The organism is Allobosea sp. LjRoot90 (assembly GCF_964254315.1).
Classification (GTDB): Bacteria; Pseudomonadota; Alphaproteobacteria; order Rhizobiales; family Beijerinckiaceae; genus Allobosea.
In genome coordinates, this window is record NZ_CAXUTF020000011.1 from 114722 (window position 1) to 128448 (window position 13727).

Genomic DNA, 13727 nt, shown 5'->3' on the forward strand with positions numbered 1-13727 from the left:
GGTGGGGGAGGTTCAGCCCTCCGGCGGCTCATCGCCCTGGCGGATGCCATAGCGGCGCTCCAGCCCCGGATTGCCGGCAGCTGGGGCGCGCGCAGCCCGCTCGGCCGGGTCGCGCCCGACCTTCGGCATCAGGGTCGCGAGCTCGACGAACTCGTCGCATTGCCGGCGCAGATCGTCGGCGACCATGGGCGGACTGGTGTTGATGGTCGAGACCACTGAGACCTTGACGCCCTTGCGCTGCACCGCCTCGACCAGCGGCCGGAAATCGCCATCGCCGGAGAACAGGTAGATATGGTCGAGATGGGGGGCGAGCTCGAGCATCTCGATCGCGAGCTCGATATCCATATTGCCCTTGATGCGCCGGCGCCCGGTCGCGTCGGTGAATTCCTTGGCCGCCTTGGTGACGACCCGGTAGCCATTGTAGTCGAGCCAGTCGACCAGCGGCCTGATCGAGGTGTATTCCTCGCTTTCGATCAATGTCGTGAAGTAGAACGCGCGGATCAGATTGCCACGCCCCTGGAATTCCTTGAGCAAACGACGGTAATCCATGTCGAAGCCTAGCTGCTTCGACGTTCCATAGAGATTGGCTCCGTCGATGAAGAGCGCAATGCGCGGCTCACCTGCCATGTAATGGCTCCTGGCTTAAATCGGGTCGAAAAATAAGAATCGGCACGGATCAAGGTTGAATAATGTCGGGTTGGCGCTCCAAATCGAGCGGCCCTTCGGTGTTTATGTGGTGAATGCGGCGTACCGCGCAAGATTGCGATCGAATTTTGCCAGCTAAGCGTGCGAAAGCTGCAGATGCTCAGCTTTAAGTGTTCAGCTTTTCGGAAACTCCAGCCCCATCTCGCGATAGCGCTCCGGATCGTCGCTCCAGTTCTCGCGGACCTTGACGAACAGAAAGAGATGGACCTTGGCCTCGGCCGCTTCGGCGATCTCGACGCGCGCCTTCTGGCCGATCGCCTTGATCGTCTGGCCGCCTTCGCCGAGCACGATCTTCCGCTGGCCTTCGCGCTCGACATAGATCGTCTGCTCGATCCGGACCGAGCCGTCCGGGCGCTGTTGCCAGCTCTCGGTCTCGACCGTCGAGCGATAGGGCAATTCGTCGTGCAGCCGCTCGAAGATCTTCTCGCGGGTGATCTCGGCGGCGAGGAAGCGCAGCGGCGCGTCCGAGATCTGGTCCTCCGGATAGAGCCAGGGGCCGGGCTTCATCCGCGTCTCGAGCCAGGTGAGGATGTCCTTGACGCCATAGCCGGTCAGCGCCGCGACCATGAAGGTCGTCTCGAAGCCGCTGTGCTCGTTCACCGCGGCGGTGATGGCGAGCAGCTTCTCCTTCGGAATCGTGTCGATCTTGTTGAGGATCAGGAATTTCGGCTGCTTGAGCTGGGCGAGCCTCTCCAGCAGCGCCGTGTTCTCCTCGTGGTCGAAGCGCCCGACATCGATCAGCACGCCGATCAGGTCGGCATCGGTCGCTCCGCCCCAGGCGCTCGTCACCATGGCGCGATCGAGCCGGCGCTTGGGTGCGAAGATGCCGGGCGTATCGACGAAGATGATCTGCGCCGGCCCTGTCAGCGCGATGCCGCGCACCTGGGTGCGCGTCGTCTGCACCTTGCGCGAGACGATCGAGACCTTGGCGCCGACGAGCTGGTTGAGCAGCGTCGATTTGCCGGCATTGGGCGCGCCGATCAGTGCGACGAAGCCGCAGCGGGTCGCCTTATCAGGCTCAGCCATGCTCGCCCTCCATCGTTTCGTTCCACAGACCCTGCCGGCGCAGGAAGGCTTCGGCCGCGGCCTGCTCGGCCAATCGCTTCGAGCGGCCCTCGGCTTCCGCCTCGGCCAATGCGCCGATCCGCACGATGATGCGGAAGATCGGCGCGTGATCCGGGCCGGAGCGGCCGCGCTCGGCATAGGTCGGCGTCGGATGCCCCTGGCCCTGCGCCCATTCCTGCAACGCGGTCTTGGCGTCGCGCAGCGGCGTCACCGGCTTGAGCAGCCGTTCGCCGAAGCCCGCCTCGACCAGCTTGCGCGCGGCATCATAGCCGCCATCGATGAAGACCGCACCGATGATCGCCTCGCAGGCATCGGCCAGGATTGCCTTGTTCTTGCGCGCACCCGAAAGGATCTCGCCCTCGCCGAGACGCAAGTGCGGGCCGACGTCCCAGGCGGCCGCAACCTCGGCGCAGGTCTCCTTGCGCACGAGGTCGGCGAGGCGGCGCGACATGTCGCCTTCCTCGGCCTGCGGATAGGTGGTGAACAGCATGTCGGCGACCGAGAGGCCGAGCACCCGGTCGCCGAGGAATTCGAGCCGTTGATAGCTCGCGATCCGGCGCGTGTCGGCGCTCATATGGGTGAGCGCCGTCTCCAGCAGGCCGCGGTCGCGGAAGCGATGGCCGAGCCTGTCCTCGAGCCGCGAGAGCTCGGGCAGCTTGCGGCCGCTGTCGGTCGTCTTGCTCACTTGATCGTCGAGAACATGCGGTTCCAGCGCACCGTCCAGGGCCATTCCCAGATGCGCCAGGCCGACGCGCCCTCGTCGATCGAGAAGAAGATGATTTCGGCGCGGCCGACGAAGTTCTCGAACGGCACGAAGCCGACGCTGCGATCGCGCGAATCGAGCGAGTTGTCGCGGTTGTCGCCCATCATGAAGAAATGGCCGTCGGGCACGCGGAACACCGGGGTGTTGTCGAAGGTGCCGGTGTCGCCCTCGCGCTCGATGATCTGGTGGCTGACCCCGTTCGGCAGCGTCTCGCGGTACTGGATCGCCGGCGTCGTGCGGCCCCACGGGTCGGTGGTGACGAAATCGGCGATGCGCTCGCGCTTCACCGGCTGGTTGTTGATGTGCAGGATGCCGTCGATCATCTGGATGCGGTCGCCGGGCAGCCCGATCACGCGCTTGATGTAGTCGGTCGAATTGTCGCTCGGCAGCTTGAACACGGCGATGTCGCCGCGCTTCGGCTCGGCTGCCCAGACCCGGCCCTGGAACAGCGGCGGGCTGAACGGCATCGAGTGCTTCGAATAGCCATAGGTGTATTTCGAGACGAACAGATAGTCGCCGATCAGCAGCGTCGGGATCAGCGAGCCGGAGGGGATGTTGAAGGGCTGGAACAGCAGGGTCCGGATCACCAGGGCGATCAGCAGGGCCTGGACGACGACCTTGATCGTCTCGAGGATGCCGCCTTCGTCCTTGGTCTTGCTCTTGATCTCGGCGTCGTTGGCCACACGGGCCTCCTGCTGGCTACGTTTCGAGAGCGCGGTCTAGAGCATGTTCCGTCAAAGTGGAAACCACTTTTGCGAGGCCGGTACCTGCTGCCGCGACGGCAGGGCGATAATATGTGGCTCATCGGATCATTGCACCGCTGTCACCGGCGCGAGCGCGCCATGTGCCGGCTGCAGGAAGGCGACGATCTGTTCGCGCATCTCGCCGCGCAGGTCGAAGACCCGCGGCGAGGTGCCGGCGCTGACGAGGATGCCCACCTCCATGGTCGACTGCTTCGGCGACCTGGACGTTGACGATGTGCCATCGGTCGCGGCCACTCATGCTGCAACACACGGTAAGCGGGCGGTCGTTCGTCCTGGATTGCGTGGTTGGCCATCGATTTCCGGCGATTGACGCTAGGTTGCCCGAGGATCACAGTTTCGCGACCCGCAACCTTGGGGCGAATCGCCATGAGCACGAAAAAATACGCAGCCGAAGCCATCGGTACCTTCTGGTTGACCTTCGCCGGCTGCGGCAGCGCCGTCATCGCTGCCGGCTTTCCGCAGGTCGGCATCGGCCTGCTCGGCGTCTCGCTCGCCTTCGGCCTGACTGTCGTCACCATGGCCTATGCGATCGGACACATCTCCGGTTGCCATCTCAACCCCGCAGTCACCGTCGGCCTGGCGGCAGGCGGGCGGTTCCCGGCCAGTCAGGTCGTTCCGTACATCGTCGCGCAGGTGGTCGGCGCGATCCTCGGCGCGACCGTGCTCTATTTCATCGCGGTTGGAGCACCCGGCTTCGACGTCGCCAAGGGCTTCGCCTCGAACGGCTTCGGCGAGCATTCGCCGGGCAAGTACGGGCTGGCCTCGGCCTTCCTCACTGAAGTCGTGATGACCATGATGTTCCTGTTCATCATCATGGGCGCGACTCATGGCAAGGCGCCGGCCGGCTTCGCCCCGCTCGCCATCGGCCTCGGGCTCTGCCTGATCCACCTCGTCAGCATTCCGGTGACCAACACCTCGGTCAATCCGGCGCGCTCGACCGGCCCGGCGCTGTTCGTCGGCGGCTGGGCGATCCAGCAGCTCTGGCTGTTCTGGCTGGCGCCGATCATCGGCGGCGCGCTTGGCGGCGTGGTCTATCGCTGGCTGAGCGAGGAACCGCGCGGCGAGGTCACCGGCGTCACGCCGGCCCCGGCCGAGTAAAAAGAACCGCTATCCGAGGTCAGGCCCGAACGGGCCTGGCCTCGATCACTACGAAGGCCTGCGCCAGCGGCGGATCGTCGGTCAGCGAGACGTGCACGATCGCCTCATGGCCGGGCGGGGTCATCTCGGCCAGGCGCGCCGCAGCGCCGCCGGTGAGCCGCATAGTCGGCCGCCCGCTCGGCAGATTGATCACCTCCATGTCCCGCCAGAACACGCCTGACCGTATGCCGGTGCCGAGCGCCTTCGAGCAGGCCTCCTTGGCGGCGAAGCGGCGGGCGTAGGAGGCGGCGCGCGTAGCCCGGCGATCGGACTTCGCCTGCTCGCCTTGCGTGAAGATGCGCTGGGTGAAGCGCTCGCCGAAGCGGGCGAGCGAGTTCTCGATGCGGCGGATGTCGCAGAGGTCGGAGCCGATGCCGAGGATCATTCCAGCGGTCTAGCTGGCGGCGCGGCCTTCGTCCATCGCCCGCCGCATCACGGCGATCGCAGTCTCAAAGCCGACGAAGATCGCTTCGCCGACCAGGAAATGGCCGATGTTGAACTCGACGAAGTCGGGAACGCCGGCAAGCTTGCGCGCGGTGTCGTAGTCGAGCCCGTGTCCGGCATGGACTTCCAGCCCGAGCGAGGCGGCGAAGGCCGCACCGTTCGCGAGCCGCTCGAACTCGGCCTGTGCCTTGTCGGCATGACCATCGGCGACGGCGTGGCACCAGGTGCCGGTATGGAGTTCGACCACGGGCGCTCCGAGCTTGGCGGCCATTGCGATCGGCGCCTCATCGGCCTCGATGAACAGCGAAACGCGGCACCCGGCGGCTTTGAGCTGCGCGATTGGTGCGGCCAAAGCGTTCGCCTGGCCGACCACGTCGAGCCCGCCCTCGGTGGTGCGTTCCTCACGCTTCTCGGGCACCAGGCAGGCTGCGTGCGGCTTGAACTTCTCGGCAAGGCCGATCATCTCCGCTGTCGCGGCCATCTCGAAATTCAGCGGCTTGCTGAGCTCGCTTGCGAGCTTCGCCATGTCGGTGTCGCGGATATGGCGCCGGTCCTCGCGCAGATGGGCGGTGATGCCGTCGGCGCCGGCAGCCACCGCGAGAAGGGCGGCGCGCACCGGATCGGGCAGGGCGCCACCGCGTGCGTTCCGCACGGTCGCGACATGGTCGATGTTCACGCCCAGGCGCAAGCGGTTCTTGGTCATCGTCGCCCCCTCGTCCTTTGCCGTCTAGCGCGCTTTCCGTCCAGCCGACACGGTTGGGCGAAAAGAATTCGCGCAAACTCAACGGTTTGGAGCATGTTCTCATCGCAAAAGTGGTTCCCACTTTTGCGGAACATGCTCTAAGCCGCGTCAGGCGCTGGTTCAAGGCAAGGGATGTGATCGACGCCGTCAGTATTCTTGATCAATCACTGCACGCAGTGCGTGCATGGCAGGAATATGCACGCAATCTGCGGCGTGACTGTTGTTAAGCCTTGGAAATTAGCGTCCGGCATCGTCCCACGGCGTTTCCAGACTCCTCATGCAACTTCCCGCCGACCATCGGCAATTCGAGACGAAGGTCACGCCCGATCGGCGTGACTCGAACCAGCCCGCTGACCGCGCGCTCGGTCGCGTCGTCGCGTGCTCGGGCGCGCGCGCCACGATCGCTGGGGCTGCATCCGGGCCTGTGCCCGGCGCGCATGACGGCTGCGCCATCGGCCGCCTGATCTCGATCAGCCTCGGGACGAGCCGCATTGTCGGGCTTGTCTACGAGATGCGCGCGCTGCAGCCGGTCTGGGACGAGGCCGGTCCCAATGCGGTTGCGATCGAGGTCGAGCTGCTGGGCGAGGTCGTCGACGGCGAGAATGGTACGGCGCGCTTCAACAACGGTATCGTCACTTATCCTCCGATCGGGGCGCGGGCCCATCGTATCCGCTCGCGCGATCTGGCGCTCATCCATGATCTCGGCGAGCGCCGGGGCGTCACGCTCGGTACCCTGACCCAGGATGCGGCGGTTTCGGCGAGCGTCGACATCGAGCGCCTGCTCTCGCGTCATTTCGCCGTGCTCGGCACGACCGGTGTCGGCAAATCGAGCGCCGTCGCGCTGATGCTGCGCAAGGCCGTGGCGGCGAAGCCGAATCTGCGGGCGCTGATCCTCGATCCGCACAACGAATACGCCCACGCCTTCCCCGACACCTCCGTGCGGATCGACGCGAGCACGCTCGACCTGCCGTTCTGGCTGTTCCGCTTCGAGGAGTTCGCCGACATCGTCTTCCGCGGCCGCCCGCCATTGGAGGACGAGGCCGAGGTGCTGCGCGAGGTCATCGCGGTGGCTCGCAGCCGCTACCGTATCGTCTCTCCGCATGACATGGCGCGCGATCTCGGCAGCAGCGTGCTGAAGCGGCCACTCGATCCTGGCGCGCGTCGGCCAGGGGAAGCCGGCGGAACGGCCGAGCTCGCAGCGCCCTACCGCATCGCCGATCTCTTTGTCGCGATCGACGAGCTGATCGGGCTGCACGAACTGCGCTATTCGCGCACGACCCTGCGCGCGCTCAGGATCAGGCTCGAAACGCTGTACGGCGACCCGCGCTACGGGTTCCTCTTCGCCCATGCCAACAGCATGGAGACGATCGCGCCGGTGGTGAGCCAGATCTTCCGGGTGCCGCACAGAGGCCGGCCGATCACCGTGTTCCAGCTCGCCGGTTTGCCCTCGGAGGTCGTCAATGCTGTGGCGTCCAGCCTGGCGCGGCTCGCCTTCGACCTCGCCATGGCGAGCCGTGGCAGCTACGAAATCCTGCTGCTCTGCGAGGAGGCGCATCGCTATGTGCCGCAGGATCAGTCGCTCGGCTTCGCGCCGACCCGCCAGGCCATCGCCCGCATCGCCAAGGAGGGGCGCAAATACGGCGCCTATCTCGGCATCGTGACGCAGCGTCCGGGCGAGCTCGACCCGACCATCCTGTCGCAATGCTCGACCGTATTCGCGATGCGCCTCGGCAATGAGCGCGACCAGCAGATCATCCGCGCCGCCATCGCCGACGCCTCGGCCAGCACCATCGCCTTCCTCTCCTCGATCGGCAATCGCGAGGCGATCGCCTTCGGCGAGGCGGTGGCGACGACGATGCGCATGCGCTTTTCCGAGCAGCGGCCGGAAGAACTTCCGGCGATAGCCGGACGCGCGCCCGCTCAAATCGAGCAGCGCGAGCCGCTGGTGGAAGAGCTCGTCGCCCGCATGCGCGGGCTCTGACACGCTGAAGTTGGCCGCGGCCACTGATCGATTCGTGGCACAGGCGCCGCTTCGATCGTGTCAGGCTAGCGCCAACACTCGATCCGCAGTTTCGGCGACGTCGCGTGCGAGTGTCCCGACCAATTCGTCGACGGCGGTCTCGGCCGTCGAAATCGACGTCCGCAGGCGCTCATCGGCGAACTCGTCGTACTCGATGGCGACCGAATGCGTTTCGGTCAGGCCGAGATAGCCCATCGGCACCGTCAGCCCGCGCTCGACGAGGTTGACGGTCTCCAGGCGTCCGCCGGCGCCGTAGCCGTAATCGCCGCGCGAGGACAGGATGACCAGCCGCTTGCCGGGCGGCAGCATCGGCCAATAGGGTTCGCCTTGCCGGCTGCGATCAAATCCGAAGGTGACGCCGACGCGCACGACATTGTCCACCCATGCCTTGAGCTGGGCCGGAAGGCCGAAATTGTACATCGGCGCGCCGATCACGATGAGGTCTGCACGCAGAAGCTCGCTCACCAGAACATCGCTTTCGGCGAGCTGCGCCTGTGCTGCCTCATCCCGGCGCTCGGGCCGGGTGAAGGCTGCCGCGATCCAGTCGCCGCTGACGGGCGAGGGCGGCTGCTGCCCGACATCGCGATAGGTCACGGTGTCGTGCGGGCGCGCAGTCTGCCAGCGCTCGACGAAGCGGCTGGTCAGGCGGCGCGTATGCGATCCGCGAGGATCGACCCCGGACCGCCCGGGACGGGCGCTGGCATCGATCTGCAGGATGTGAAGGGGCGGCATGGCGATCTCCATGAAGTCAAATTTCTCATGCGATGTTCTCGCTAATCGTGAGATATGTTGCTATCTGCGGGGCGACAAAATCGAATTCATCAGCTGATAGATGAGTATACCTCACTCATGCCGGAACCTCGGAAGCTTCCGCCACTCGCTGCGCTTCGCGCGTTCGAGGCCGCGGCCCGGAATTTAAGTTTTCAGAAGGCGGCCCGGGAACTGGCCGTGACGCCGACGGCGATCAGCCACCAATTGCGGCTGCTGGAAGCGACGCTCGGCCTGCCGCTCTTCGACCGGCATGTCCGGCGCGTCTCGCTGACGCCGGCCGGCGCGCAGCTCTACCCCGTGCTCAGGGACGGCCTGGACAATTTTGCCCGCGCCATCGCCGAGCTCTCTCCTCGGCCTCAGCGCAGCGCGGTGACGGTCAGCGCGACCGCGCTCTTCACCGCGCGCCGCCTCATTTCGGCGCTGGGGCTCTTCCAGGTGCAGTGGCCGCAATTCGCGTTGCGGCTGCATGCATCGGACGACGCCGTCGATCTAGCCAGCGGCGCTGCCGACCTCGCGGTACGTTACGGTGCTGGCCCGTTTTCGGGACTGGTATCCGAACCGCTGTGCCAGGAGCGTTTCGGCGTGGTCTGCAGCCCCTTGCTCGGCCTACGCGATCCCATTGATCTAACTGCAGCGAGGCTGATTCACTCGGAGTGGCTGCGTCGGGATCTGCAGCCGGATTGGCGACGCTGGCAGGCACTGGCCCGGGTCGCGGGATTGAACGTCGAAGCTGGCCTGCGCTTCACCGACGAAAGCCACGCTATCCAGGCGGCCGTGGCAGGGCAGGGCGTCGTGATCACGAGCCTGTTCCTGGTCGAGGACGAACTCTCACGCGGCGTGCTCGTCCACCCCTTTGGCCCGGTCATCGAAGGGCATCACTATCATTTGGTCGCAACCGAGGAGAACATGGCCAGCGCGGATGTTCAGGCCGTCCGGCAATGGCTCAAGGCAGTAGCGTCACCATGACGGTCGCGCCCGCATAGCGGTGCGTGGAGGAGACGGTTCAAAACCTTGCATCCGCAGCGCGCAGCCTGTATGAGCGCCGTTCAACCTTTCCATCGCATCGCGCAAGATCAGAAGGAGCCGCGAATGGCTCGCGTCACCGTTGAGGATTGCATCGACAAGGTCGAGAACCGCTTCGAGCTGGTTCTGCTTGCGAGCCATCGCGCCCGCATGATCGCCTCGGGCTCCTCGATTCTCGTCCCGCGCGACAACGACAAGAACCCGGTCGTCGCCCTGCGCGAGATCGCCGATGAGAAGCTCACCCCCGAGGATCTCAAGGAAGACCTGATCCACTCGCTGCAGAAGCATGTCGAGGTCGACGAGCCGGAGGCCGACACCGTGCCGCTGCTGACCTCGCAGTCGCATGTCGCCACCCCCGATTCGGAAGTTCAGTTCGACCGGATGAGCGAAGACGACCTGCTGCGCGGCCTCGACGGCCTCGTGCCGCCGACCGAGAGCGCCGACGACGAAGATTGAGTCGTCGGAAAAGCGTTCATGACGTTTGCTAAAGCCCGGCCCTGCCGGGCTTTTTTCATGCCTGTCTCGCATGGATTCGCCTTGCCGCGCCCTGCCGCGATCGTTGATATTGAAGCGAATCCAATCGAGTTGAGCGGTGGAGTTACGCCCGCATGGGCATGATGCGGCAATATGAGCTTGTCGACCGGGTCAGGCGCTACAACCCAAATACCGACGAGGAGCTGCTCAACCGCGCCTATGTCTACGCCATGCGTGCGCATGGCACGCAGAAGCGCGCCTCCGGCGACCCGTTCTTCGCCCATCCGCTCGAAGTCGCGGCGATCCTGACCGAGCTCAAGCTCGACGACGCCACCATCGTCGCCGCCGTGCTGCACGACACCGTCGAGGACACCGAAGCGACGCTGGAGGAAATCGAGACCCTGTTCGGGCCCGATATCCGTCGGCTCGTCGATGGGCTCACCAAGATCAAGAAGCTCGACCTTGTCTCGAAAAAGGCGGCACAGGGCGAGAATTTCCGCAAGCTCCTGCTCGCCATCGTCGACGATATCCGCGTGCTGCTGGTCAAGCTCGCCGACCGGCTGCACAACATGCGCACCCTGCATTATGTGCCGCCCGAAAAGCGCTTGCGCGTCGCCGAGGAGACGATCGAGATCTATGCGCCGCTCGCCGGCCGCATGGGCATGCAGGAATTGCGCGAGGAGCTGGAGGAGCTCGCTTTCCGCCATATGAAGCCGGAGGCGCATGCCACCATCACCAAGCGGCTCGAGGAGGTGACGCAGCGCGAGGGCAAGGTCATTGGCGAGATCGAGAGCGATCTCAAGACCAAGCTCGCCGAGCGCGGCATCGAGGCGCAGGTCTATGGCAGGCGCAAGCGCCCCTATTCGATCTGGAAGAAGATGGAGCGCAAATCCGTCTCCTTCGAGCAGCTCTCCGACATCTTCGGTTTCCGGGTCATCGTCGACAAGCCGGAGGACTGCTACCGCGTGCTCGGCATCGTCCACATGACCTGGCCGATGGTGCCCGGCCGCTACAAGGACTACATCTCGACGCCGAAGCAGAACGATTACCGCTCGCTGCACACGACGGTGGTCGGCCCCGGCCGCCAACGCGTCGAGCTGCAGATCCGCACCGACGGGATGGACCGCATCGCCGAATTCGGCATCGCCGCCCATGCCCGCTACAAGGACGGGCGGACCGCCGGCGTCGTTGCCGCCGCCGACGAAAGCCGCGCCTATCAATGGCTGCGCCGCACGGTCGATCTCCTGGCCGAGGGCGACAATCCCGAGGAGTTCCTCGAGCACACCAAGCTCGAGCTCTTCCACGACCAGGTCTTCTGCTTCACGCCCAAGGGCCGCCTGATCGCGCTGCCGCGCGGGGCGACACCGATCGACTTCGCCTATGCGGTCCATACCGATGTCGGCAACACCGCGGTCGGCGCCAAGATCAACGGGCGGATCGCGCCGCTCCTGACCGAGCTCCAGAACGGCGACGAGGTCGAGATCACCCGCGCCGAGGGCCAGGCGCCGCCGGCTGCCTGGGAATCTCTGGTGGTCACCGGCAAGGCTAGAGCCGCCATCCGCCGCGCCACGCGCGCCGCCGTGCGCCGGCAATATGCCGGGCTCGGTCGCCAGATCCTGGAGCGCGCCTTCGTGCGGGCCGAGCGTCCGTTCTCAGACGAGAAGCTCAAGGCCGCACTCAAGCGGCTCGCTCGCACCGCCATCGATGACGTGCTCGCCGCTGTCGGGCGCGGCGAGATGTTCTCTGGCGACGTGGTGCGCGCGGTCTATCCCGACCTCGAGCCCGAGAAGCGCCCGGCCTCTGATCCCAAGGCGAAGCCGACGGGCAAGGGCTGGTTCGAATTGCGCCAGGGCGAGAACCTCAAATTCAAGCTGCCGGGCGAGACGCCAGGCGCCGATGCGATCCCGATCCGCGGTCTCGGCGGCGACCTGCCGGTGCGCTTCGCGCCGGGGGGCGGGGCCGTGCCGGGCGACCGCATCGTCGGCATCCTGACGCCGGGCGAGGCGGTGACGATCTATCCGATCCAGTCGCCCTCGCTCGCCGCCTTCGACAATGAGCCGGAGCGCTGGCTCGACGTGCGCTGGGATCTCGACGACAAGCGCCCGCAGCGCTTCCCGGCGCGCATCCAGCTCAACTCGATCAACGAGCCGGGATCGCTCGCACAGATCACCACCACCATCGCCGAGCATGACGGCAATATCGATGCGGTCTCGATGATCCGGCCGACGCCGGACTTTACCGACCTCACCATCGACCTCACGGTCTGGGACCTGCGGCATCTTTCCGCGATCATCAGCGAACTCCGCGAGAAGCGGGTGATCAGCCGGGTCGAGCGCGTGGTGGCGTAGCGCGCGTCACCCCACCCGGAACGCCGCCGCGAGCTCTCTGACGAAGGCGTTGGCGCGCGGTGTCGCGACATTGCTGCGCAGCACGACCTCGAAGCTGTCGAGCACCGGCAGTCCCCAGCCCGGTCCGTGGTCGATCGCCCCGCGCGGCGCGATCCGGGCGGCCAGCGGCGAGACGCCGAGCCCGCCTTCGACCGCCGCCAGCACCGCCGCCATGCCGCCGCCGATGAAGGCTTCGCGCCAGGGCAGGCCGGCGCGATCGAGCGCATCCATGGCATGGCGGCGCAGGCGGCATTCCGGCATCAGGCTGACCAGCGGCACCGGCCCGTCGGGCCTGATCAGCGAGGGCGCGCCGAACCAGCCGAACGCGTCGCGCCGCAGCACTTCGCCGGTGCGCCCGGGGCCGAGCCGGCGGATCACCGCGACATCGAGCTCGCCACGCTCGAATGCCGTGTCGAGCGCTGCCGAGGGCTCGATGCGCAGCCCGATCACCAGCGAGGGGTCGTGCTTGGCGAGCCGCGCCAGCAGGGCAGGGGCATCGGCCCCGACAGCCTGCTCGCTGATGCCGATGCTGATACGCTCCTGGACCTGCTGGAAAGAGGTCAACGCCCGCTCATGCGCCGCCATCAGCTCGCGCGCCGCCGGCAGGAAGCGCTCGCCCTCGGCAGTCAGCCGGACCAGCCGTGGATGCCGCTGCAGCAGCAACTGGCCGAGCGCCTCCTCCAGCTTCTTGACCCGCGTGCTGATCAGCGATTGCGCCGTGCCGAGCGCCTCGGCAGCGCGGGTGAAGCTGGAAAGCTCGGCTGCATGCAGGAAGGCGCTGACGCCATCGAGGTCGAGGGTACTGCTCATATAAATCTCAATTACATATCATTGATATCGTCAAAGATACGATTTTCAGATTAGAATTTCAAGCCTAGTTTCAGGATGTCGGCGGCAGAGACCGCCCCGTCCTATGGAGCCCGTCATGCCTCTGATCCGGATTTCGATGCGCCGCGGCCGCCCGGCCTCGCATCCCGCCGCCATCGTCGATGGTGTCTACCGCGCCTTGCGCGCGACCTTCGAGGTGCCGGAGAACGACCTTTTCGCCGTGGTGCATCAGCACGAGGCCGAGGAGTTCATCTTCGACAACAATTATTTCGGCTTCAACCGCAGCGATGCCCTGGTGATCATCCAGCTTACCGTCGCCAACACCCGCGGTGTTACCCAGAAGAAGGCGCTCTATGCCGCTATCGCCGCGAACCTGCAGAAGGAGCCGGGGTTGAGGCCCGACGACATCTTCATCAACCTGGTCGAGGTCAAGCGCGAGGACTGGTCGTTCGGCGGCGGCGTCGCGCAGTACGTGGCGTAATTGCTGGGCGAAGAACCGCGGGGAACCCTCTCCCATAGGGAGAGGGCAGGGTGAGGGGTAGGCCCTGTGACCAGTTCCGCGAGCGCTCAGCGCGCGGCCGAGTTCAAGCTAACGATTTCTCTC

At 65.9% G+C, this 13727-nt stretch carries 15 protein-coding genes; 6 read left to right on the plus strand and 9 right to left on the minus strand.

Annotation, left to right across the window (positions count from 1 at the left end):
* Window positions 1-12: 12 nt before the first annotated feature.
* The 5 genes from ACSQ3M_RS26900 to ACSQ3M_RS26920 form a co-directional block, all read right to left on the minus strand.
* Window positions 13-627 (minus strand): NYN domain-containing protein, encoded by a 615-nt coding sequence (locus ACSQ3M_RS26900; RefSeq protein WP_436153151.1) that lies wholly within the window; start codon window positions 625-627, stop codon window positions 13-15.
* A gap of 192 nt (window positions 628-819) precedes the next feature.
* The gene (era, locus tag ACSQ3M_RS26905; RefSeq protein ID WP_436153152.1) at window positions 820-1731 is read right to left on the minus strand and encodes a GTPase Era; all 912 of its coding nucleotides are present in this window, start codon (window positions 1729-1731) and stop codon (window positions 820-822) included.
* Complete coding sequence (rnc, locus tag ACSQ3M_RS26910; protein WP_236846631.1) at window positions 1724-2455, minus strand: ribonuclease III; 732 nt, start codon at window positions 2453-2455, stop codon at window positions 1724-1726. Before rnc ends, era begins: the two co-directional genes overlap by 8 nt.
* On the minus strand, window positions 2452-3216 hold the full coding sequence (gene lepB / locus ACSQ3M_RS26915) for a signal peptidase I (RefSeq protein ID WP_436153153.1): 765 nt from the start codon (window positions 3214-3216) through the stop codon (window positions 2452-2454). Before lepB ends, rnc begins: the two co-directional genes overlap by 4 nt.
* A gap of 126 nt (window positions 3217-3342) precedes the next feature.
* Window positions 3343-3477, minus strand: coding sequence for a hypothetical protein (locus ACSQ3M_RS26920; protein ID WP_436153154.1), 135 nt, complete (start codon window positions 3475-3477; stop codon window positions 3343-3345).
* A gap of 186 nt (window positions 3478-3663) precedes the next feature.
* On the opposite strand from ACSQ3M_RS26920, the gene aqpZ reads away from it, so the two are divergent.
* Complete coding sequence (aqpZ, locus tag ACSQ3M_RS26925) at window positions 3664-4395, plus strand: aquaporin Z (RefSeq protein ID WP_436153155.1); 732 nt, start codon at window positions 3664-3666, stop codon at window positions 4393-4395.
* A 19-nt stretch (window positions 4396-4414) separates the two neighbouring features.
* On the opposite strand, the gene acpS is transcribed toward aqpZ, so the two are convergent.
* Both acpS and ACSQ3M_RS26935 read right to left on the minus strand, forming a co-directional pair.
* Window positions 4415-4819, minus strand: coding sequence for a holo-ACP synthase (gene acpS, locus ACSQ3M_RS26930; protein ID WP_436153156.1), 405 nt, complete (start codon window positions 4817-4819; stop codon window positions 4415-4417).
* Between the two features lie 9 nt (window positions 4820-4828).
* A complete protein-coding gene (locus ACSQ3M_RS26935) occupies window positions 4829-5581 on the minus strand; it encodes a pyridoxine 5'-phosphate synthase (RefSeq protein ID WP_436153157.1) in 753 nt (250 codons plus the stop codon).
* A 316-nt stretch (window positions 5582-5897) separates the two neighbouring features.
* On the opposite strand from ACSQ3M_RS26935, the gene ACSQ3M_RS26940 reads away from it, so the two are divergent.
* Window positions 5898-7601, plus strand: coding sequence for an ATP-binding protein (locus tag ACSQ3M_RS26940; RefSeq protein ID WP_436153158.1), 1704 nt, complete (start codon window positions 5898-5900; stop codon window positions 7599-7601).
* Between the two features lie 60 nt (window positions 7602-7661).
* Here the strand turns inward: ACSQ3M_RS26940 and ACSQ3M_RS26945 are convergent, their stop codons facing one another.
* On the minus strand, window positions 7662-8372 hold the full coding sequence (locus ACSQ3M_RS26945) for an FMN-dependent NADH-azoreductase (RefSeq protein WP_436153159.1): 711 nt from the start codon (window positions 8370-8372) through the stop codon (window positions 7662-7664).
* A 117-nt stretch (window positions 8373-8489) separates the two neighbouring features.
* On the opposite strand from ACSQ3M_RS26945, the gene ACSQ3M_RS26950 reads away from it, so the two are divergent.
* The 3 genes from ACSQ3M_RS26950 (at window position 8490) to ACSQ3M_RS26960 (ending at window position 12256) form a co-directional block, all read left to right on the plus strand.
* Window positions 8490-9377, plus strand: a complete 888-nt coding sequence (locus ACSQ3M_RS26950) for a LysR substrate-binding domain-containing protein (protein WP_436153160.1) — start codon at window positions 8490-8492, stop codon at window positions 9375-9377.
* Between the two features lie 123 nt (window positions 9378-9500).
* Window positions 9501-9890: a DNA-directed RNA polymerase subunit omega gene (gene rpoZ / locus ACSQ3M_RS26955; protein WP_284169283.1), complete on the plus strand. Its 390-nt coding sequence runs from the start codon at window positions 9501-9503 to the stop codon at window positions 9888-9890.
* A gap of 158 nt (window positions 9891-10048) precedes the next feature.
* The gene (locus ACSQ3M_RS26960) at window positions 10049-12256 is read left to right on the plus strand and encodes a RelA/SpoT family protein (RefSeq protein ID WP_436153164.1); all 2208 of its coding nucleotides are present in this window, start codon (window positions 10049-10051) and stop codon (window positions 12254-12256) included.
* Window positions 12257-12262: 6 nt separating this feature from the next.
* Here ACSQ3M_RS26960 and ACSQ3M_RS26965 read toward each other — a convergent pair whose 3' ends face one another.
* Window positions 12263-13105, minus strand: a complete 843-nt coding sequence (locus ACSQ3M_RS26965; protein WP_436153161.1) for a LysR substrate-binding domain-containing protein — start codon at window positions 13103-13105, stop codon at window positions 12263-12265.
* Between the two features lie 115 nt (window positions 13106-13220).
* Here ACSQ3M_RS26965 and ACSQ3M_RS26970 point away from each other — a divergent pair, with 115 nt between their 5' ends.
* A complete protein-coding gene (locus ACSQ3M_RS26970) occupies window positions 13221-13604 on the plus strand; it encodes a tautomerase family protein (RefSeq protein ID WP_436153162.1) in 384 nt (127 codons plus the stop codon).
* Window positions 13605-13727: the final 123 nt, after the last annotated feature.

Excerpts from the sequence above, each read along its gene's own strand:
- ACSQ3M_RS26900 (WP_436153151.1), bottom strand. The coding sequence starts at position 627 with ATGGCAGGTGAGCCGCGCATTGCGCTCTTCATCGACGGAGCCAATCTC.
- era (WP_436153152.1), bottom strand. The coding sequence starts at position 1,731 with ATGGCTGAGCCTGATAAGGCGACCCGCTGCGGCTTCGTCGCACTGATC.
- ACSQ3M_RS26920 (WP_436153154.1), bottom strand. The coding sequence starts at position 3,477 with ATGGAGGTGGGCATCCTCGTCAGCGCCGGCACCTCGCCGCGGGTCTTC.
- aqpZ (WP_436153155.1), top strand. The coding sequence starts at position 3,664 with ATGAGCACGAAAAAATACGCAGCCGAAGCCATCGGTACCTTCTGGTTG.
- acpS (WP_436153156.1), bottom strand. The coding sequence starts at position 4,819 with ATGATCCTCGGCATCGGCTCCGACCTCTGCGACATCCGCCGCATCGAG.
- ACSQ3M_RS26935 (WP_436153157.1), bottom strand. The coding sequence starts at position 5,581 with ATGACCAAGAACCGCTTGCGCCTGGGCGTGAACATCGACCATGTCGCG.
- ACSQ3M_RS26940 (WP_436153158.1), top strand. The coding sequence starts at position 5,898 with ATGCAACTTCCCGCCGACCATCGGCAATTCGAGACGAAGGTCACGCCC.
- ACSQ3M_RS26945 (WP_436153159.1), bottom strand. The coding sequence starts at position 8,372 with ATGCCGCCCCTTCACATCCTGCAGATCGATGCCAGCGCCCGTCCCGGG.
- ACSQ3M_RS26950 (WP_436153160.1), top strand. The coding sequence starts at position 8,490 with ATGCCGGAACCTCGGAAGCTTCCGCCACTCGCTGCGCTTCGCGCGTTC.
- rpoZ (WP_284169283.1), top strand. The coding sequence starts at position 9,501 with ATGGCTCGCGTCACCGTTGAGGATTGCATCGACAAGGTCGAGAACCGC.
- ACSQ3M_RS26960 (WP_436153164.1), top strand. The coding sequence starts at position 10,049 with ATGATGCGGCAATATGAGCTTGTCGACCGGGTCAGGCGCTACAACCCA.
- ACSQ3M_RS26965 (WP_436153161.1), bottom strand. The coding sequence starts at position 13,105 with ATGAGCAGTACCCTCGACCTCGATGGCGTCAGCGCCTTCCTGCATGCA.
- ACSQ3M_RS26970 (WP_436153162.1), top strand. The coding sequence starts at position 13,221 with ATGCCTCTGATCCGGATTTCGATGCGCCGCGGCCGCCCGGCCTCGCAT.